The organism is Faecalispora anaeroviscerum, from assembly GCF_947568225.1.
GTDB classification, from domain to species: domain Bacteria; phylum Bacillota; class Clostridia; order Oscillospirales; family Acutalibacteraceae; genus Faecalispora; species Faecalispora anaeroviscerum.
This window is the reverse complement of record NZ_CANOOQ010000001.1, coordinates 1,097,329-1,116,725: the sequence shown is the minus strand read 5'-3', so window position 1 is coordinate 1,116,725 and position 19,397 is coordinate 1,097,329. Positions and strand designations below refer to the sequence as shown.

The window sequence follows — 19,397 nt, the reverse complement described above, 5'->3', positions numbered from 1 at the left end:
ATTATTATACCCGATTCTTTGAGGAATTTCAATTCTTTTTCGCAGAAAGCAAATGCCGTCCTTCGCAAAGTTTATCGTTGCATCCTCCGGTAACAGGCTTTATAATAAAAAATAGAATGAACAAAAATTTCTGATAGCGGGGAGGCCATACGGTGGAAAATGAAAAGTTCAAACATTCTTTCCGAACCCCTTTTCAGAATAGCCTGGGTCTGGCTGTCTACCGCTCCGGGTTGCAGCGCTGTGCTCCCGATCATTCCTGGGGGCCGGGAATCCGCGATCATTATCTGATTCATTATATCCTCTCCGGAAAAGGAACGTTTGACAGCGGGAAAAGAAAATACACGCTTTCCGCCGGGGATGGTTTTCTCGTGGTTCCGGGGGCAATCTCCTCTTATCAGGCTGATCACAATGAGCCGTGGGAATACTGCTGGGTGGGCTTCAACGGCGCGGATGCCAGCCGGCTTGTTAAGGAAACCGGGCTTTCGGAGGAATCGCCGCTGTTTCACTACGATACAGATGACGCCATAGAGAGCATGCTGAACGATATTTACACCGCAACGGGGCCGAATCCCAGCAACGAGGCCGTAATGACTGCTGCGCTGCTGCGCTTTCTCGCTGCGCTGATGGTGCTGCACGGCGACCACAACTGCCGCAAAGATACCGGCTATGCCTATGTGCAGCGTTCGATCCAGTTTATCGATTTCAACTATTCCCGCGAGGATTTGGATATTACGCAGATTGCAGCCAACGCCGGGATCAGCCGCAGTCACCTGTACCGGCTTTTTTTGCAGCATACGGATATGACTCCGAACGAATATCTGACCAAATACCGTATCAATAAAGCGGCCGATCTGCTGAAAAACGAGAATCTTTCGGTCGGTGAGGCGGCCTATTCCTCTGGCTTTTCCGATCAGCTGTATTTTTCGCGGGTGTTCCGAAAGCTGAAAGGAATTCCTCCCAGCAAATTTGCGCAATCTGCACGCAAGGCGGAAAAGGAGTAATAACATGAACAATGCATGTGAAAAAATACAGGGTTGGGTACAGCAGGTGCAGGAGCACCGTACTGCTGATTGGGATTCCCTGCCGGAAATTTACCTATATATGGATCAGGTCATTAATTATATGGAGCGCCAGCTGCACCTGTTTGGGCGGGACGACGAAAGTGTGCTGCTGACCCCCAGTATGATCAACAATTATGTAAAAGACCGGGTTCTGCCGCGCCCGGATAAGAAAAAGTATAGCCGCGAGCATCTGGCCATGCTGACAGTGGTCTGCCTGTTAAAGCAGGTGCTGTCTATTCAGGACCTTTCCTCCGTGCTGAATTCCGGTTCGGGCGAGGCCTACCAGAAAGAAATTTATGAGAGCTTCCGAACCGCGCAGGAACGGGAGCTGGCCGGCGTTTGCGAGCGGGTAGGGCAGGCGGCCGAACAAGGGGAAGAGGAGCTGCGTACTTTGGCCTGCGCTCTGGCTGTTGAGGCCTCCGCCCGGCGAACCGCCGCGGAACGAATTTTAAGTGAGCTTGCCCACTCCAAAAAGGAAACGGAGGAGAAACTGTCTTGAAACAGCTGAGTCTGCTGAACCGCATTTCTACGGTACTGAATTTTGTCGTGATCGCTCTTGCCGTTTTTTCGTGGCTGGCCAGCGGCTGGAATAACCCGACGGTGATGACCACCTCGTTTGTGCTGATGTGCGTCTGCTTCTGGGCATCTACGATCGTACTCATAACGGACAGTGTTCAGAGCGGCAGCTACCAAAATAAGCGCACGCGCGCTTCCAGCATCGTGCGCGATCTGTTTGCCTTGGTGGCCGCCGTTTTGCTGACGGTTTATACCGTTGTCACCTATTTTATTGCCTGACGGCCTGCCGATACAGCTACGCCATCGCCGCTTGCAAAGCTTTGCCGTACTCAATCAGGTTCCTATTTGTTATATGAGGTGGAAGAGCAAAATGAAAATTCAAACGGAACGATTAGAGCTGATTCCTTTAACTCCGCATCAATTAAAACGATGGATTCAAGACATCCATGCGCTTGAAAAAGAATTAAGCTGTTCCTACAAGGCGGAACCTATGGAAGGCTTTTTTCTTGACATCGTGAAAGCACAGCTGAAGGCAGCTGAAAAGGACAGTGAAAATTATGTATGGCATAGTTTTTGGTTCCTGATTCGTAAAAGCGACAGAGTTGTAGTTGGCTCGGCAGATTTTAAAGATATTCCGAAGGAAAACGGTGAAGTTGAAATTGGCTACGGTTTAGGGAAAGAATATGAACATAATGGGTACATGACCGAAGCTACAAAAGCTATGTGTGATTGGGCGCTCGAACAAGGAGCAGTTTCAACAGTTATTGCCGAAACGGACTTGGAAGGTTTTGCTTCACAAAAAATATTGGAGCGTTGTGGATTCCAAAAAGAGAAGCAAGCGGAAACTCTTTGGTGGAAATTACAGGCATAATACGAACAAAGCAAGAGTAACGGGAGAGATATGATCTCCCGTTACTCTTGCTTTAGCTGTTTTTAAATCTTAACCTACTAGGTCCAAGTCTAGGTCAAATTTTTTATGCCGGGAGAATTCTATCGATACGCGGGCTCCCCATTTTGGTTAACCGGAATCATATTTCCTCATATTATAGCAAAAGGCGAAAATAATGCTGTTACAGAAATGAGGGAATGCTATGTGTGGAATTGCGGGATTTTGCGATTATCACGACACACTGACAGAAGAAGCCCCGCTATGGGGCGCGCTGGCCAAACGGATGGGCAATCGGCTCAGGCACCGGGGCCCGGATGATGCCGGAGTACATGTTTCGAGTCATGCGGCGTTTGCCCATGCGCGGCTTGCGGTGGTCGATATTGAGGGCGGAAAGCAACCCATGACCCGTGTGCAGGACGGATACCATTATACAATCACCTACAACGGTGAGCTGTACAATACCGAAGAGCTACGACAGGAGCTGCGGCTTCTGGGGTGTCAGTTTCAGTCGCACAGCGATACCGAGGTGCTACTTTACTGCTATATGCAGTTCGGGCCGTTCTGCGCGGAAAAGCTGAATGGAATTTACGCGTTCGCGATTGATGATGAGCGGCGCAACTGTACCTTTTTGTGCCGTGACCGCTTTGGCGTAAAGCCGCTCTTTTACACCGCAGTGAACGACCGGCTGGTGTTCGGCTCCGAAATGAAGGCTTTGTTTGAGTACCCGGGAATTAACCCCATTCTGGATAAAACGAGCCTGTGCGAGCTGTTTGGTCTTGGGCCCGCCAGAACAGCAGGCTGCGGCGTGTTTCAGGGCATCCGGGAGTTGAAGCCCGGCTACTCCGCTGTGTTTAACCGCGAGGGACTGCGGGCGTATCCGTACTTTGAGCTGGAAAGCTACGAACACCCCGACAGCTACGAGGATACCGTGGCGCATGTGCGCGAGCTTTTGTACGATACCGTGAAACGGCAGCTGGTTTCTGATGTGCCCCTTTGCACCTTCCTTTCCGGCGGGCTCGATTCCAGTATCATTACAGCGCTGGCTGCTGTCCATTACCGGAAGGAGGGCAAGGCGCTCGATACCTATTCCTTCGACTACACGGACAACGACAAGTATTTCAAGCCATCGGCGTTCCAGCCGGATTCAGATCGCCCCTGGGTGGAGCGCATGATTGAGGAGTTCGGAACCAATCATCGCTTCTTGGAGTGCGATACCGAAACGCTGGCAGACTGCCTGTACGACGCGGTGATCGCAAAGGATTTGCCCGGCATGGCAGATGTGGATTCCTCACTGCTGCACTTCTGCTCGAAGGTAAAAGCTGGCCATGTCGTAGCTTTATCGGGAGAATGCTCCGACGAAATTTTCGGTGGGTATCCCTGGTTCCATAAAAAAGAAGCGTTTGAAGGCAAAACCTTCCCGTGGTCTCCCGACTTGAGCATCCGCAAGGCGCTGATCAAGCCTGAAATCCTTGGTGAGCTGGGGCTGGACGAATATGTGGATCGCCGCTATACCGAATCGGTGGAGGCCACGCCGCGCCTTGCGGGCGAAAGTGCCGAGGAGTGCCGCCGTAGAGAGATCAGCTACCTGAACATTCACTGGTTCATGTCTACGCTGCTCGACCGCAAAGACCGGTGCAGCATGGCAAGCGGGCTGGAGGTTCGCGTGCCCTACGCCGATCACCGGCTGGTGCAGTATGTGTTCAATACCCCATGGGAATACAAAACGCACGGCGGTGTGTCCAAGGGCCTGCTGCGCGACGCAGCCAAAGACTGGCTCCCCGAGGATGTTCTCATGCGCAAAAAAAGCCCCTATCCCAAAACGCATAACCCGGCGTATGAGGTGCTGGTGCGCCACCGTCTCGAACGAATTCTCGAAGATCCTCTGGAGCCAATCCACCGCCTGATTAACGAAAACGCAGCCAAAGAGCTGCTGAGCGAAAAATCGGATTATGGCAAGCCGTGGTTCGGGCAGTTGATGGCCGGCCCGCAGCTGATGGCTTATCTGCTCCAGATTAATTTTTGGCTCAAGCGATACGACATCAGCATTCAGCTTTGATGCGTCAATAAAAAGTTTTCATTCCTCCCTCGCCAAAAGCGGGGGAGGAATTGTTTGCTTGGAAGCGCGGTTTTTCCGCGTTATGGAGAAGCCTCGCTGCTGTATAAAACAGGTCTGGAAGGCCAAAATAGATGCCAGGTGATAAAAGATGATCATTTCTTTGATTCGAACTTTTCTGTTGTATATCATTATCATATTTGCTGTGAGATTGATGGGGAAGCGTCAGATCAGCGAGCTGCAAACGTCGGAGTTGGTGGTGACCCTGCTCATTTCAGACATCGCATCCATCCCAATGCAAAACACCGGCCAGCCTTTAGTCAGCGGGCTGGTGCCTATTTTTACACTGGTTGCGATCGAGATTATTCTTTCTGTCATGATGCTCAAAAGCGGCAGCTTTCGCAGAGTGATCTGCGGCAGGCCCATTGTTGTGATCAGCGACGGGAAGATACAGCAGAATGAGCTGCGCCGCCTGCGTATGACGACGGAAGATCTGTTTGAGGATCTGCGTCAGAACAGTATTATCTCCCTTTCGGATGTAGCATATGCCATTGTGGAAACGAACGGTAAGCTGAGCGTGGTCAAAAAGCCCGGTAAGGATTCCGTTACGCCTGACATGCTCGAGCTAACGGTTCCCGATACCGGAATCGAAACAGTTGTTATCAGCGATGGCGTTATTTCAGAGGTCTCCGCCAAGCTGTGCCGAAAATCCGTTGCATGGGTCGAAGGGGTACTGAAATCCAAAAACCTGACCGTAGACCAGGTGTTCCTGATGACCGCAAACACGGCGGGAGACTTTCAAATCATTAAAAAGGAAGGGAAAGCACAATGAATCGTATCTGGGCGGCGCTGGCGATTCTGGTGATCCTTTTCGGAGTCAGTATCTGGGGAACGTCCGAGGTGTCGCGCATGTCCACAGAGGTGTCTGAAATGCTGGTACAGGTTCAGGATTCGGTGGACAGCGGGAATACCGAGCAATCCAAGGCTTTGATTAAGAATGTGGTGGAAACCTGGCATGACCATCACCATATGATGTCTTATTTTATTCCCCATGAACGTCTTGAAACAGTCAGCCAGACGCTTTCCGCCACGGAATCTTTTCTAATGAGCGGAACTGAGGATGAGGCACGGGCAGAATGCAGCCGTGCAATGAATCAGCTTCACACTCTGATGGATACCGAAATGCCTTACTGGAATAATATTTTTTAGTCGGCCAACCTGTGTTATCACGGGTCATTTTCCCTGCTTTCGGTGGGAAAATAAAATCGAAACTGAATAGAGTCCGCTCCCGGGAGAACAGCTGCGTCGGCTGTGCTTTCATTGAAAAAGGAACAGGCCGGCCGATCACTCGGCTGACCTGTTCCTTTTTATGCTGTTCGAAAAGCCATATTCCAATGCGAATAGTTCTATACAGTGTTACGTATTTTACTATGCATTTTATCCTTGGTAAGATAAAAGAAAGAACACAAAAGAAAAAGGAGAGATGGTGTTATGGAACTCGGGCTCAAGGGAAAAGGAGCACTGGTCATGGCCTCCAGCAGCGGGCTGGGAAAAGCAATTGCACTGGAATTGTGCCGGGAGGGTGCGAAAGTGATGCTTTTCAGCCCACTCGAAGAACAGCTTAGAGAAGCACAAGCCGATATTGCGAAAGAGACCGGCAACAGGCCGGAGTTTTTTGTAGGCAGCATTACCAATCCGCGGGATATTGAGAAGCTGGTTCAAACAACCGTGGAAAAATGCGGCCCTATCTTTGCTTTGGTTAACAATACGGGCGGCCCAAAGCCCGGTACGTTCGACGTGTTTTCCGATCAGGACTGGCAGGATGCCTACGAGCTCTGCCTGCTCTCGTACATCCGCACCATCCGGGCGGTTCTGCCTTCCATGCGCCAGAACGGCGGCGGACGGATTCTTTGCTCCACCTCGTCTTCGGTAAAGGCGGTGCTGGATAACCTGATTCTTTCCAATACCTTCCGCATGGGCGTGATGGGTCTTGCCAAAACGCTTTCGCAGGAGCTGGGCAAGGATCACATTCTGGTCAACGTAATTGGCCCCGGACGCATCGGCACGGCCAGAATCGATCAGCTCGATGAAATCCGTGCGCAGAAGCAGGGGATTACAGTGGAGGATCTGCAGAAGCAGACCTTTAAAACAATCCCGATGGGGCGTTACGGCAAGCCCGAGGAGTACGGAAAGCTTGCGGCGTTCCTCTGCTCCGAAGCAAATACCTTCATCACCGGGCAGACCGTTCTGGTAGATGGCGGAATGGTCAAAGCGTTTTAAAACACATCCTGTGTATCGTCGTCGAAGAGTACGCCGGAGTCAGCCTTTTTTGGTGTCAGTGTCTGAGTTTTCATAAAGGCGATCAGCTTTTTCTGCACCTCACTCGACTGCTTTTTCCGGTAAGAGAGGAAGATGTTTCGTGAAGCCAGCGGATCATCCAGCAGGTAAAAAATCACCTTGTCCGTATGCGTAACATATTCGGGAATCGTAGAACGCAGGAACGAAACGCCCCGCCCCTCGCAAACCAGGTAATAGGTTGTCATCATCTGAGTCAAGTATAAAGAGGTTTTGGGAACAAAATCGGCGTTCTTGCAAATGGCGATGCTCCGCTTATAACTGTCATTCCCCTGCGTTAGCATAATGAACTCTTCATCGGCAAACTCCGCAAGGGGAACGGGTGGCTTTTGGTGCCCTTCCTCGCGGCGCAGCAAAAATTCATCAAAGTTATAGCCGAACTTTTTCAGCCGTTCATTGATCTCGTATTCTGCCGGCACTGCAAGAATGATTTCTTCCGTTGCCCATACCATGGAGTTCAGCAGGTTTTTATCGGGCGTTTCCGCCTCCAGAAGAAAATCCAGTTCCCCCTCCAGCAGGCGTTCGGTCAGCATGGGGCTGCTGCCTTCGGAAAAGGTAACGACAATATTGGGGTACTTCTGGCGGAACTCCGCCAGCATGTTGGGCAGCACATAGGTGCAGAAGAACATGGAGCTGCCGATGCGCAGCTGGGTTTCAAAGGAATGGGCCATTGTTTCAAAATGCTGCCGCATTTCTTCTTCAATCGCCATAATTTTCTCTACTCGCTCCATATAATACTGCCCGGCCTCCGTGAGGCTGATCGGATTGGTGCTGCGGTTAAACAAAGGGGCTTGCAGCTCCTGCTCCGCCTTTTTTACGGCAGAACTCAGCCAGGGTTGTGAAACATACAGCCTACGGGCTGCTTTGGAAAAGCTTCGTTCCTGGTAAACGGCATAAACATATTTCATGTAAGACATCATGGCGCTTCGCTCCTTTGTGGCATTTTACAGCGGGCCGGCGGGGCAGCGGTACAATACCGCCGTGGTGTAAGTGTTTTCTCATTATAAAGCAAAATCATATAAACGTAAAACAATTTGTGAAAGGATGAATCGGGATGAATCAAAAAATTGCCGCCCGTATGGATATGCTGGCGCCCTCCGGGATTCGTAAGGTCAATGAAAAGGCGCTCGCCATGGAGCGGGCCGGAGAAAAAGTCATCCACTTTGAAATTGGCCGTCCGGATTTTGACACGCCGGAATACATTAAAAAAGCCTGTGAAAAAAGTTTGGAATCGGGGGATGTGTTCTATACCTCGAATTTTGGCTCCATGGAGCTTCGCACGGCGATTGCGGAAAAGCTGAAAAAGCAGAACAACATCGATTACAAGCCCACAGAGATTCTCGTTACGGTCGGGCTTTCCGAAGCAGTGTTCGACGTTCTCTGCTCCATTCTGGACGAAGGTGATGAAATTCTGGTGCCCGACCCGGTGTGGATTAATTATATGAATGTTCCCCGTCTGCTGGGCGCGGTGCCGGTCACCTTTGGCCTCAAGGAAGAAACCGGGTTTCAGATCGATCTGGAGGAAGTGCGCTTGAAGGTCAGCAAAAAAACAAAGGCGCTGGTGCTGATTTCCCCCAATAACCCCACCGGCGGCGTCCTTTCGGAAGAAACACTGCGGGGCCTCGCGGAAATTGCCATTGAAAACGACCTGATGGTCATTGCAGACGAAGTGTATGAGCGCTTGGTGTTTGACGGAGCGCGTCACATTTCCATCGCGTCTTTGCCGGGAATGAAAGAGCGTACCTTTACGATGAACGGCCTTTCCAAAGCGTACTCCATGACGGGCTGGCGCCTTGGCTACGTGGCGGCGCCTGAAGAGTATATCGCCGTGCTGAATAAAATCCACCAGCACAACACCACCTGCGCACCGTCCTTTGTGCAGGCGGCATCGATCGTCGCGCTTCGCGATGAAACCGACGAGGTAGAGAAGATGGTTGAGGAATACTGCCGCCGCCGCGATTACGCCGTGCGTGCGATCAACGAGATTCCCGGCCTGAGCTGCCAGAACCCCAAGGGCGCGTTCTACATCTTCATCAACGCGAAAGAGCTGGGGATTTCTTCCGCGCAGCTGGCGGACTATCTGCTGGATCACGCAAAAATCGCGATGGTCCCCGGCGATGTGTTCGGCCCCGGCGGCGAGGGCTATTTGCGGATGTCGTTTGCGAACAGCTATGAAAATATCATTGAAGGGTGCGGGCGTCTGCGCAAAGCGATTGAAGAGCTGCGCTGATGGCTTTCTGCGAATTGCATAGCAGTTTTTTCTCCCCGCCGCTGGCAGGGAGAAAGGAAGAATTTGATAAGCTCGTAAGACTGAAATTGAAGATGGGAAAGGAAGAAAGAACATGAGATTTGTAACCGTTCGCCAGAATGAACAGGAGGTTGCGGCCGTGGTAACCCGGAAGGGAGCATTGCCGGTTTCCTGTATCAACAAATGGAAAGGCACCGCATGGAAAACCGAGCTGTATGATCTGATCTGCGCGGAGCAGATCCCCGGCCTGACCGCCTGGTACAATGCCGGCGGAAAGGAAGAGCTGGAAAGCATCCCTGGCCTTGTTCCCGCCGATCAGGTAGTGTATGGCCCTCTGTACCGCAATCCGCCCCGTATTTTCGGCATCGGCCTGAACTATGCGGATCACGCGGGTGATCTGGGTGAAAATGCTCCGGTCGGCTTCCCGGGCAGCTTCTATAAACCGGCCTCCTGCATTGTTGGCCCGGGGGACGCTGTGTGTATCCCCGCCTTGCCCGAAGCGCAGAAAACCACCGGCGAAGCCGAGCTGGGCATCATCCTCGGCAAAAACTGCAAATGGATCGACGAAGAACATTGGATGGACTATATTGTCGGCTACACCACGATTCTCGATATGACCGAGGAATCGATTCTGCGCCAGAATCCGCGTTTTCTCACACTTGTGAAGGGCTTCGATACCTTCTTCAGCTTTGGCCCGCAGCTTATTACTCCCGATGAGGTGGAGGATGTTCTGCAGCTCGAGGTTCAGACGGTTCATAACGGCGAGGTTCACGCGAAGAATATTGTCAACAATATGACTCACAAGCCGGCGCGGTTGGTTTCGCTGGTATCTCATCTGCAGGGCTGGCTGCCGGGCGATATTCTCTCCACCGGAACGCCGAGGGCTGTCCATATTGAAGACGGCGATACCATCGAGTGCCGCATTTATGGCCCGAACGGATTTTCCATGGAGCCGCTGGTTAACCCGGTTGTGGATTTAAAGCTGCAAAAGCCAGAGTAAGCTGGGGCGCTCTATTTTCAGAATGCACCAATTATCTTATGTTAATTAACTACACAGTCGCTCCCCGAACGAGGAGCGTGGATTGGAATTCATCTGCCTTAGAGGTTAAGGAAAGGGCTGATTATCGCTCCCTGCAAGGAATAAAATTTATTTTGATAATTAACCGCGAAAATCTGGCGTGGGATTCTCTGGTGGCTGATTGTCCTGCCTTGTCCCTGTAACATATAATGAATTATCTATTAAAAAGGAGGGTTCGCTATGTGGTTCTGGGAAGATTGTCATTGGTGGTTCTGCTACAATGGCCACTGTATTCCGTGGGGAATTAAGAAACGACCGCGGTAACCAAGTTTGTTCCAAAGAACGATTGTGTGCGGGACTGTATGAATGTATGTATTTTTCCATACACTATTCCTGAGGTGATTTTGTATGGATTACTCCGACTTTTCTTTTCCTCAGGCTTTATCTGAGGATAGTAAGCTGAAAGAGTTCTTTGATGCACTTCCCGAACAGGATCAGCTACGTCTGATGCAAGGGTGCAGCTCTTACGGCGAATTTTACGACAGAGTTGTACAGGCAATCCCAAAATGCTGAAAAAGGGGTCCGTCTTATTGGCGGATCCCTTTTGTTATGAAAAAAACACCGGTGGTTAGAAACGGACAGCCGGAAAAGAAGCACGTTTTAAATTGACTTGCAATCGAAAACAGTAAGATTACATAGGAAGCACATGCCATTGTGAGGTGTAAATCCTTTTCTATTGACAAGGGGTAATGGCGTGCTATAATAAAACCATAGAAAATAGATATGAATAATTTGAACTAGCAGTTCCGGGTAATGATAGGTCATTCTTTCCTGGTATCGCTGTGTTCAGGTAATGAGATGTACTTTTACATTCATTACGAAAAGGAGATTATAATCATGGCGAAAACAGCGAAAAATATTATGGATTTGATCGGGAAAACTCCTTTGATGGAACTGACTAACTTTGAAAAAAAATATGGTTTAAAAGCAACGCTTTTTGCTAAATTAGAATATTTTAATCCCGCCGGCAGTGTGAAGGACCGTATTGCAAAGGCCATGGTGGAGGATGCGGAGCAAAAGGGCTTACTCAAGGAGGACTCCGTGATTATTGAGCCTACGAGCGGCAATGCCGGTATTGGCCTTGCCGCTGTCGCGGCGGCAAGAGGCTACCGGGTCATCCTCACGATGCCGGAAACGATGAGCGTTGAAAGAAGAAATTTGCTCAAAGCCTATGGAGCGGAGGTCGTTTTAACCGATGGTCCCCAGGGAATGAGGGGGGCGATTGCCAAAGCAGATGAGCTGGCAAAAGAAATCCCCAATGCTTATATTCCGGGCCAGTTTGTAAATCCCTCAAACCCGGCGGCACATAAGGCGACCACCGGCCCTGAAATCTGGCAGGATACGGACGGAAAGGTAGATTTTTTTGTAGCGGGTATCGGAACCGGCGGCACGATTACAGGGGTCGGAGAATATTTGAAGAGCCAGAACCCAAATGTGAAGGTTATTGCGGTGGAACCGGCAGGATCTCCCGTTTTGTCAAAGGGAACCCCTGGCCCGAACCAGATTCAGGGCATCGGTGCCGGGTTTGTTCCCGATGTTCTGAACACCGGGATTTATGATGAGATCATTCCTGTGGAGAACGAGGATGCCTTTGCAAAGAGCAAAGAGATTGCAAAAACAGAGGGCCTATTGGTAGGAATCTCCTCAGGAGCGGCGCTATGGGCGGCGGAACAGATTGCAAGGCGACCTGAAAATGCAGGAAAAACAATCGTGGCACTTATGCCGGATAGTGGGGAGCGTTATCTTTCCACCCCTTTGTTCTCGGAATAATCGTTTGGGTTTTAAAAACGGGCAGCGTACTTTTGGCGGGGTATGATAGTGACAAAAAGTGAACCGGGTATAAATCTCTGTGATGGGGCGGACAGTTTCGGCTGTCCGCCCTGCTTATTTGCTTACGCCTTTCTGTCCCATTCGTTATCGCCTCTTCTATAAAATGTTCTTCCTCCATCAGGTTTGGCTGTCTATAAAAAGCTGTCGTAGAGCCTCTCTATTATCTGTGTCGTCCAGTTCACCTTCTTGTTAGTGACACAGAATACCACAGACTGCGCTGGAAGGCTACGGATATTATAGATAATAATTCGGTGGAAAGATATATGCCGGTATGGTATAGTAAAATAGCAATATTTCAGGTTGCAATCATATTTCAATTATTTAATATGCAGATAAACAGAAATTTTGTCGGGCAATTTTAAACTGCGGATTATTTTATATAATTTTGTGCGGGGAAACCGTAAACACATCAGGAGTGAGGCACAGATCAATGGAATTAAATGATAAATTGCAGCAATTGCGAAAACAGAGAAATTTTACACAAGAAGAGCTTGCTGAAGCGCTATATGTATCTCGCACGGCTGTTTCCAAATGGGAATCGGGGCGTGGATATCCCAGCATCGATTCACTCAAAGCGATTTCAAAACTCTTCTCAGTATCGATTGATGAACTGCTTTCCGGTGAAGAATTGATATCCCTTGCCGAAACGGAAAGCAAAGAAAAAGCAGAAAGCTTCTCTGATATGGTTTTCGGAATACTCGACTGCACAATGGCATTGCTGTTTTTTCTGCCGTTCTTTGGACAGCAGGGAAACGGCATGATATACAAGGTTTCGCTCATTGCTCTCACGGATGCTCCGGCCTATAGTCGCATTCCGTATATTGTGTTGGTGTCGTTGACTGTTGTATTTGGCATTGCGATCCTTGCTTTTCAAAGCTTTCATAATCGTGTATGGGTGAAAAGTAAACTGCTGGTTTCTCTCATGCTCAGTATTTTGAGCGTGCTTATCTTTATAATCACTGGTCAACCTTATGCAACTATATTTGTGTTTTGTTTGCTTATAATCAAAGGCGTTTTGCTTATAAAACAGCGGTGACACGAATCGTGTCGCCGTTGTGACACTGCGATTCTTACAACTTTCTGGACCTCATGATAGGCTGATATCAGGCTTGAAGTCTGAATAACACCAAATTTGAATGGGGATCAGAAAATGAAAAAAAGCAATCGAATCAATTTTACTGTAACAGGAGCCTTGTTTTCCCTTTTCGTCATGCTCACAATCATGCTTATGTATGTGGATGTGAAGCCAATAGGACCAGAGGACTCTTGCGTTGGATTTGCAACTGTAAACAGATGGGTGTCTGAACTGCTGGGAGTCAATATGCTCCTGTACCACATTACCGATTGGTTTGGCGTTGTGGCCATTTTGTTTGCCTTGGGCTTTGCTGTACTGGGACTGATTCAACTCATCGCGAGAAAGAGTCTGAAGCGTGTGGATCATAGTATTCTTGTACTGGGCGCATTTTATCTGCTTGTTATCGCGGCTTATGTGTTTTTTGAATTCAACATAGTGAATTACAGACCGGTTCTCATTCAGAACGTTTTAGAAGCGTCGTATCCTTCTTCCACCACAATGCTCGTCCTATGTGTCATGCCTACGGCAATCATGCAGTTCAACCGTCTGATTAAGAGAAGAACGGCAAGAATTACAGTCAACATAGTGTCTGCCGTTTTTGCTGTCCTCGCTGTAGTCGGACGGGTGCTGTCAGGTGTTCACTGGTTTACCGATATTCTTGGCGGTGCGCTGCTGAGCTCAGCGCTTGTTATGCTTTATTATTCGGTTAATATATTTATTGAATCTAAAAAACCTCTCTAAGTTGTCATTTGCATGGAAATTATCAGCCCAGCTGCCAGATTCCAATTTATCGGACAGCTGTGAGCTGTTGGATAATAATAAATTTAAACACCTCATTTCCAAATTACTTCGGAAATGAGGTGTTTTCCGTATTCAATTTGCCTTATAGGGTATGGGTCACAACATATCCCTGTTCTGCTCGCCCTTGGTACGCTGCCTGCTTTTTGGTAACTGTCTTATCGCTCTAAATTGTTTTTCAGTGTGTGAAATGGGGGGGCATAAACGGCAGGTTATAGCGGCATAAAAGAGATCTTGGTCAAAATTTCAGATTTTTATCTACTCTATCGAAAAATCACGGATATTGTGGTGATGGGGCAATTTGGAAACAAAATAAAGGTTACAATCCTGTTAAACAGCATTCTTTTTATAAGAGCTTGTGCTATAATGAGAAAAGCAAAAAAAAGGGAAGTGCTGATCGTGCCTGTGGGAAAAAAACGAGTGGTTATTGCTGTTTCAATGCTTGCTGTTGCAATCTGTATTGGGGTAATCATTGGATCTGTTGCCGGTTATGTTACAAAATCGGCTTTTGTCAATACAGTTTCCTCGGGAGCCTCGATTAGCGAAGCAATATCGCAGTTAGTCACATCGCAGCCTGTGTCGCAACAGCCGGTTTCTTCAGCTGCGGATATTTCTGAAATTCCATCTTCAAAACCTGCTTCTTCGGCGGTTTCTCGCCCTTCTTCCGCTCCTTCCTCCTCTTCGTCTCCCTCCAAAGTGTCTTCTGCGCCAAATATGGCGGTGATCACAAAGGAGATGGAAGCGATACAAACCATGTTCCCGAACTTTTATGTTGATCCTACAGAGAAAATCGCACATAAGGCAGGGGATAAGGTTGCTTACCTTACTTTTGACGACGGGCCTTCCGATCTGACTCCGCAGGTTTTGAAAATTTTAGCGGATAATGATGTAAAGGCAACCTTCTTTGTAATAGGCCGCAGCGATGAGCAGTCTAAGAAACGGATGAAAGAGATCATCGATCAGGGCCATACGATCGGAATGCACACATATACGCATAACTACAAGCAGATTTACGCATCGCCTACCGCGTTTTTCAGTGATCTGTCGAAACTGAGTGATCTGATAACAGACGCCACCGGGGTGAAGCCACAGGTAATCCGCTTTGCCGGCGGCAGCGTAAACAGCTATAATAAGACCATTGCGCGTCCGGTTGCAAACGAGCTAACCCGTAGAGGATATACGTATTTTGACTGGAATGTCAGTGCGGGTGACGCGGAAAAGGGTGCAACGGCCCAGTCGATTTATCAGAACACCGTCAATGAAACCCTCCGGTTCGAAAAAGCGGTTGTTCTGTTCCATGATGCTTCTACCAAGCACGACACCGTGAAAGAACTGCCGCGAATTATCGAAACACTGAAAAAGAACGGCTACCGTTTTGATAAGCTCGATTCTTCTGTCAAGCCGATTATCTTTAAGCTTCCGGCACAGTAAATTTCCGCGCGCGGTTTTTTAAGTTAGATCACTCCTTGTACGGAGAGCGTGGATTGGCATTTCGCGGCGTGGCTGAACCGTAATACGTTCGGAGCTTGTTCCCGCGAGGAGCATACGTATTGAAATCGAAAAATTGAAATAGGCAGTTTCTAAGAGGAGAGAGCGAAACCTTCGCTCTCTCCTCTTTTTTTATAACAAAATCCTGTTTTGATGAAATCTTTCCAAGGGGAATTGCAAGCGTCCTGTTTTAAATCTCAACAAAGATCGCTTTTCCGCTTTCCGGGGTCAGGGTCAGCCCAGTTTTGTCCCGATAACTTTGGGCGTCGCCCAGCACGGCCAGTTTGGAATCGAGTACTTCCAGCAGCCCCATCTCTCGCAGGTCGAGGTAGTGGTTTTCAGGGATGTTCACGCTGTACCGTCCCACCTGCCGCAGCAGCCTTCGGCCGGTTTGAAAGGGGATTGCCCAAAGTATTGAGGGTACGCTTATTTCAGACCGTGACGCTGCCGGTAATCCGCAAGCAGAAGATCGACCATCCGGCCATAGCTTTTCACGCCGTCCTCCTGACGGTTTGATTTCAGGTAGCTGTCATTGACTTTTGCAGCCACTTTCGCCGCCGGGCCTTCAAACTGCTTCCAGTAAGCGCCGGCTGCGGCAAGGTCCTTCTGCGCACCGGAATCCAGCTGGGAATAAGTTTCCTGCCCGGCTTTTTGGTCTGCGGAGTATAGGGCATTGTTTGCGTAAATAAAAGCCAGTATCGTTCCGGAATAGGCAAACACAGGGCTTGTGCTGTCTCGCCCGGCCAGGTATGCGATGAAATTGGCTTCGTCCTCACGCATGTAGCCGCGCACGTGGCTCAGCTCGTGCAGCATGGTGGCGGGAATACCGTAAGCTGGAGCATCCACATTGACATTCGCTTCCATAGTAAAGGGAAAGTAAACTCCGGTTATGTCCAGGTACGACATCAGGCGCGAAGCCATTACGGCTTTCGGCGCTCCGTAGCCGCTTTTTAAGGTGGGGTATCGTGCTTCCATCGAGTCCATCACAGCCCGAGCTGTTTCTGCCGCTTTTTTACGGTCAGAGAGGACGGCGACGCCCTGGCTGTCCGTTTCAATTCCGGCTCGGTCGCGGTTGGCCTGCTGAGCTAGCTCTGTGCAGAGTTTTTTGAGTTCCTCGGTGGAGGAGGGCCGTACCGTCAGGCCTGAAACCTGCGCAAACGGGTAACGCGAATAGTTGATGCCGCAGCTGATCATAAACCAGAAGGTGACCACGCCCGCCGCGCAAAGCAGAGAGGCCAGAGCGCGCAGAAAAAGCATGTTTCGTTCCTGCTTGCGGCGGACCAGCCGAACAATCAGGCGAATCAGCAGTGCGGGGAGAAGAATGGCCAGGGCGGCCAGAAGCAGTTCCATTATCGAAAAGGGAACCAGAGAGGTAATACGGTTTTCTCCTAAAGAAAAGATAGGGTAAATCGTTACGGCATACCATTCCGCCAAAGCCGGTTGTCTGTAAGCGACATACGAAACAGCCAGCGACAGCGGCAGCAACAGGAACAGCCAGGTTCGTTTGAATGAAAGCAGGGATTTCATCCCGGTCTCCTCCTTTTTGTGATCTGAGGATTTATGTTTTGTTTCTGATAATCGACGAGAGCGTTTCAAAAAATATTTTTAAAATTTTCTAAAACGGAAATTTCTGTTAGCGCAGGCTTGCCCCTCATGTCGGGGCGGGCACTTACTTTCGCTACGAGGCGAAAGTAAGCAAAGACTCGCCAAAGGACACCTTTGGAAACCGTTCGGGGAACAGCCCCGGAACGCGTAGCCGAAAGCTACTGAAAAGGCGCTCCAATGAAAATGCCCACTCTCCTAACCGCTGCAAATCAAAAGCTTGGTGCTTTCGTCCGTCGGCGGGTATTTTCAGAGCGCTCTCGTCAGCTTGCAGAGATGCTTATGGGCAGAATACTTCTAAAGGTTGAACAGGCAGTTTTTTCTGCTTGCTTCCTTGCGACGTGCATTCAGGTCCATCCTGAAAACAAATAATAGAGAAATTATTACCCAAGTAGATAAGGCCATTATATAACACCAACTGACGCAAGTAAAAGAAATTTGTCTTTTTTTCGTCTGTGCCTGTCAATTCAACGTACAAGCGGCGTTTCTTTTCTTTGTAAACTGCTTTCTATGCTTGGCAAAAGCTGGTCGATTGTGATACAATAAACCTACTACGATCTGATTTGCGTCAGCGCTGTTCAGACACAATTTATGGGAGTCGGCCATGCTGAAATCTCTTTTGCAATCTCGTTCGAAGCTGCTTCATATATTGCCCTATTTTGTAATCGCCGGAATGACGGTCTTGTTTCTGGTTCGTTCCGTTTTTGGGTTCGATTGGTCCGACGAGACATATTATCTGGCGCTGCCTTACCGGTTTTCGTTGGGTGACCGTCCCTTTCTGGATTCCTGGGACATTCACCAGACCGGGGCTTTGCTGCTCGCGCCAATTTTATGGCTGTACCGGCTGGCCGTGGGGGACATGACAGGGATCCTCCTGTTCATGCGCATTTTGTATATTTGCGTGGATGCCCTGGTGGCCCTCTTGGTATACCGGGCAGTGTTTCGGTTGTTCCGGCGCAGGCTGCCGGCGCTGATCTGCGCGGGCCTGTTTTTTTCATTTACCCCGTTCGGAATCAATAACTTTTCTTACAACAGCATGGGGTATCTGTTTACAACGTCAGCGGCAATGCTGCTGTTTTTCGTGTACGGTGATTCCTTTTCGGTGCCCGGAGCTTTTGGCATTGGAGCGCTTTCAGGAGTGCTTTTGGCGTTTGCGTGCATTTCCTATCCGTTTTTTATTGTGATGGTGCCAATCTTTCTGCTGACGCTGTTCCGGATTCGCCCGCGTGTGCGGCAAAACGGTTTAGAGCCCGAATCGCGTGCGCCTTTGTTCGGGATGCTTTGCGGCGGTGCTGTGATTCTGCTGTTGGCCGCCGGTTATCTACTGGTGGTATCTGGTTTTTGGGGAATTCTCGATAACGTGAGGTATCTGTTTCAGGACCCGGAGCACCCCTACCAGAACTTGTTTGTAAAAACCTCGCTGTTTTTGCAGGATTACCAGCTGCTCACCATCTTGTCGCTGCTTGAAATCACGCTGCTTGTCCTGATCGTTTTATCGCACCAGATGAAAACGGAGCTTGACCTTGCGCCGGTGCTGGAGGTAATGATCTGGGTCTGCATGCCGCTGAGCCTGATTATTAATGTGGGCATGGTGCTGATTCAGACGGAAGCTGATCTGACCTTTACCTCAAAAGTAAATTATATTCAGGCCTGCGCGGGGCTCTGGCCGCTAATTCTTACGGCGTACCGGCCACAGCGCCGCAGCCGGATTGTAATCTGGGTTTTGTATGTGCCCTCCTTGCTGCTCAGTTGGGCGGTGTATACGGCCAGTAACAATGGCATGACGGGCGCGTCGTATATTTTAAATCTTTCCTCCCTGGCATTGGTTTTAACGGCGTATGATTTTTATACGGCAGAGCGGGAAGCGCCCGCGGCGCGCCGCCGAATGCTGAAAACCCTGTGGGCGGCGTTTGCCAGCTCTCTGGTGCTTTTGGTGCTGTGCAATACGGTAATGCGTGCCCAGGCTGTATATCGGGATGAACCGATCGTGTATCTGCGCACGCAGCTGACGACAGGCCCGGCCAAGGGCCTTTATACTACGCCGGCTGCGGCGGCCCGCTATACCGGCCTGGTAGAGGACATTCAGAACGCCATGCCTTCGGGTGATGGGCGTATTATGTTTAACGAGCTGCTGCCGTTTGGTTATCTGTGCGGTCAGCAACGGCCTGCGCCGCCGTCTCTCTGGCGCTCGGAGCTGCCGTCGAAGCGGATCGACGCGTTCTTTACTATAAAGCCGCAGAACCGGCCCGCTCTTTTATACGTGGTCAAAGCGCCCTATGGTGTGAACAATGGCACCCAGCCGGTTACGCAGCGCACCGCCGAGCGCATTTTGGGCGGCCCGGTGATCATGAAAGAAACAGAATATTCTTACCAATTTACCAGAAAATAAGGGTAAGAGAATCGA

At 49.7% G+C, this 19,397-nt stretch carries 18 protein-coding genes; 15 read left to right on the top strand and 3 right to left on the bottom strand.

What is annotated here, in order from left to right; genetic code table 11:
- Positions 1-152 precede the first annotated feature (152 nt).
- The 8 genes from QOS46_RS05525 to QOS46_RS05490 all read left to right on the top strand — a co-directional run bounded on the left by QOS46_RS05525 (position 153) and on the right by QOS46_RS05490 (position 6,799).
- Entirely contained in the window at positions 153-1,001 is an 849-nt protein-coding gene (locus QOS46_RS05525; RefSeq protein ID WP_283607915.1) for an AraC family transcriptional regulator, read from the top strand.
- 4 nt (positions 1,002-1,005) lie between these two features.
- Positions 1,006-1,560 (top strand): DUF1836 domain-containing protein, encoded by a 555-nt coding sequence (locus QOS46_RS05520; RefSeq protein ID WP_283607913.1) that lies wholly within the window; start codon positions 1,006-1,008, stop codon positions 1,558-1,560.
- Positions 1,557-1,856, top strand: coding sequence for a hypothetical protein (locus QOS46_RS05515; protein WP_283607912.1), 300 nt, complete (start codon positions 1,557-1,559; stop codon positions 1,854-1,856). The genes QOS46_RS05520 and QOS46_RS05515 overlap by 4 nt, the downstream gene beginning before the upstream one ends.
- A gap of 91 nt (positions 1,857-1,947) precedes the next feature.
- Entirely contained in the window at positions 1,948-2,448 is a 501-nt protein-coding gene (locus QOS46_RS05510; RefSeq protein ID WP_283607909.1) for a GNAT family N-acetyltransferase, read from the top strand.
- Between the two features lie 220 nt (positions 2,449-2,668).
- On the top strand, positions 2,669-4,522 hold the full coding sequence (gene asnB, locus QOS46_RS05505; RefSeq protein WP_283607907.1) for an asparagine synthase (glutamine-hydrolyzing): 1,854 nt from the start codon (positions 2,669-2,671) through the stop codon (positions 4,520-4,522).
- A gap of 148 nt (positions 4,523-4,670) precedes the next feature.
- Positions 4,671-5,351 carry a DUF421 domain-containing protein gene (locus tag QOS46_RS05500; protein ID WP_283607905.1) on the top strand — a complete coding sequence of 227 codons (681 nt, stop codon included), beginning with the start codon at positions 4,671-4,673 and terminating at the stop codon, positions 5,349-5,351.
- Complete coding sequence (locus QOS46_RS05495; RefSeq protein ID WP_283607903.1) at positions 5,348-5,728, top strand: DUF4363 family protein; 381 nt, start codon at positions 5,348-5,350, stop codon at positions 5,726-5,728. The genes QOS46_RS05500 and QOS46_RS05495 overlap by 4 nt, the downstream gene beginning before the upstream one ends.
- Positions 5,729-6,010: 282 nt before the next feature.
- Positions 6,011-6,799: an SDR family oxidoreductase gene (locus tag QOS46_RS05490; protein ID WP_283607901.1), complete on the top strand. Its 789-nt coding sequence runs from the start codon at positions 6,011-6,013 to the stop codon at positions 6,797-6,799.
- Here the strand turns inward: QOS46_RS05490 and QOS46_RS05485 are convergent.
- Positions 6,796-7,794: a LysR family transcriptional regulator gene (locus QOS46_RS05485; protein ID WP_283607899.1), complete on the bottom strand. Its 999-nt coding sequence runs from the start codon at positions 7,792-7,794 to the stop codon at positions 6,796-6,798. The two genes, QOS46_RS05490 and QOS46_RS05485, sit on opposite strands and share 4 nt — an antisense overlap.
- 134 nt (positions 7,795-7,928) lie before the next feature.
- On the opposite strand from QOS46_RS05485, the gene QOS46_RS05480 reads away from it, so the two are divergent.
- The 6 genes from QOS46_RS05480 to QOS46_RS05455 all read left to right on the top strand — a co-directional run bounded on the left by QOS46_RS05480 (position 7,929) and on the right by QOS46_RS05455 (position 15,334).
- Entirely contained in the window at positions 7,929-9,104 is a 1,176-nt protein-coding gene (locus tag QOS46_RS05480; RefSeq protein WP_283607896.1) for a pyridoxal phosphate-dependent aminotransferase, read from the top strand.
- A gap of 112 nt (positions 9,105-9,216) precedes the next feature.
- Positions 9,217-10,122, top strand: coding sequence for a fumarylacetoacetate hydrolase family protein (locus QOS46_RS05475; RefSeq protein ID WP_283607894.1), 906 nt, complete (start codon positions 9,217-9,219; stop codon positions 10,120-10,122).
- A gap of 915 nt (positions 10,123-11,037) precedes the next feature.
- Positions 11,038-11,970, top strand: a complete 933-nt coding sequence (gene cysK / locus QOS46_RS05470) for a cysteine synthase A (protein WP_283607892.1) — start codon at positions 11,038-11,040, stop codon at positions 11,968-11,970.
- 490 nt (positions 11,971-12,460) lie between these two features.
- On the top strand, positions 12,461-13,066 hold the full coding sequence (locus QOS46_RS05465) for a helix-turn-helix domain-containing protein (RefSeq protein WP_283607890.1): 606 nt from the start codon (positions 12,461-12,463) through the stop codon (positions 13,064-13,066).
- Positions 13,067-13,180: 114 nt separating this feature from the next.
- Positions 13,181-13,846, top strand: coding sequence for a phosphatase PAP2 family protein (locus QOS46_RS05460; RefSeq protein WP_283607888.1), 666 nt, complete (start codon positions 13,181-13,183; stop codon positions 13,844-13,846).
- A 423-nt stretch (positions 13,847-14,269) separates the two neighbouring features.
- Entirely contained in the window at positions 14,270-15,334 is a 1,065-nt protein-coding gene (locus QOS46_RS05455) for a polysaccharide deacetylase family protein (RefSeq protein ID WP_283607886.1), read from the top strand.
- Positions 15,335-15,581: 247 nt separating this feature from the next.
- Here QOS46_RS05455 and QOS46_RS05450 read toward each other — a convergent pair whose 3' ends face one another.
- Together QOS46_RS05450 and QOS46_RS05445 are read right to left on the bottom strand one after the other, a co-directional pair.
- Positions 15,582-15,743: a hypothetical protein gene (locus QOS46_RS05450; protein WP_283607884.1), complete on the bottom strand. Its 162-nt coding sequence runs from the start codon at positions 15,741-15,743 to the stop codon at positions 15,582-15,584.
- Positions 15,744-15,817: 74 nt separating this feature from the next.
- A complete protein-coding gene (locus QOS46_RS05445) occupies positions 15,818-16,918 on the bottom strand; it encodes a DUF3810 domain-containing protein (protein WP_283607881.1) in 1,101 nt (366 codons plus the stop codon).
- A 679-nt stretch (positions 16,919-17,597) separates the two neighbouring features.
- On the opposite strand from QOS46_RS05445, the gene QOS46_RS05440 reads away from it, so the two are divergent.
- Positions 17,598-19,382, top strand: a complete 1,785-nt coding sequence (locus QOS46_RS05440) for a hypothetical protein (protein ID WP_283607880.1) — start codon at positions 17,598-17,600, stop codon at positions 19,380-19,382.
- Positions 19,383-19,397: the final 15 nt, after the last annotated feature.

What these genes read in the sequence shown, in the direction of transcription:
- QOS46_RS05520 (WP_283607913.1), top strand. Translation starts at nt 1,006, where the DNA reads ATGAACAATGCATGTGAAAAAATACAGGGTTGGGTACAGCAGGTGCAG.
- QOS46_RS05510 (WP_283607909.1), top strand. Translation starts at nt 1,948, where the DNA reads ATGAAAATTCAAACGGAACGATTAGAGCTGATTCCTTTAACTCCGCAT.
- asnB (WP_283607907.1), top strand. Translation starts at nt 2,669, where the DNA reads ATGTGTGGAATTGCGGGATTTTGCGATTATCACGACACACTGACAGAA.
- QOS46_RS05500 (WP_283607905.1), top strand. Translation starts at nt 4,671, where the DNA reads ATGATCATTTCTTTGATTCGAACTTTTCTGTTGTATATCATTATCATA.
- QOS46_RS05495 (WP_283607903.1), top strand. Translation starts at nt 5,348, where the DNA reads ATGAATCGTATCTGGGCGGCGCTGGCGATTCTGGTGATCCTTTTCGGA.
- QOS46_RS05490 (WP_283607901.1), top strand. Translation starts at nt 6,011, where the DNA reads ATGGAACTCGGGCTCAAGGGAAAAGGAGCACTGGTCATGGCCTCCAGC.
- QOS46_RS05485 (WP_283607899.1), bottom strand. Translation starts at nt 7,794, where the DNA reads ATGATGTCTTACATGAAATATGTTTATGCCGTTTACCAGGAACGAAGC.
- QOS46_RS05480 (WP_283607896.1), top strand. Translation starts at nt 7,929, where the DNA reads ATGAATCAAAAAATTGCCGCCCGTATGGATATGCTGGCGCCCTCCGGG.
- QOS46_RS05475 (WP_283607894.1), top strand. Translation starts at nt 9,217, where the DNA reads ATGAGATTTGTAACCGTTCGCCAGAATGAACAGGAGGTTGCGGCCGTG.
- cysK (WP_283607892.1), top strand. Translation starts at nt 11,038, where the DNA reads ATGGCGAAAACAGCGAAAAATATTATGGATTTGATCGGGAAAACTCCT.
- QOS46_RS05465 (WP_283607890.1), top strand. Translation starts at nt 12,461, where the DNA reads ATGGAATTAAATGATAAATTGCAGCAATTGCGAAAACAGAGAAATTTT.
- QOS46_RS05460 (WP_283607888.1), top strand. Translation starts at nt 13,181, where the DNA reads ATGAAAAAAAGCAATCGAATCAATTTTACTGTAACAGGAGCCTTGTTT.
- QOS46_RS05455 (WP_283607886.1), top strand. Translation starts at nt 14,270, where the DNA reads ATGAGAAAAGCAAAAAAAAGGGAAGTGCTGATCGTGCCTGTGGGAAAA.
- QOS46_RS05445 (WP_283607881.1), bottom strand. Translation starts at nt 16,918, where the DNA reads ATGAAATCCCTGCTTTCATTCAAACGAACCTGGCTGTTCCTGTTGCTG.
- QOS46_RS05440 (WP_283607880.1), top strand. Translation starts at nt 17,598, where the DNA reads ATGCTGAAATCTCTTTTGCAATCTCGTTCGAAGCTGCTTCATATATTG.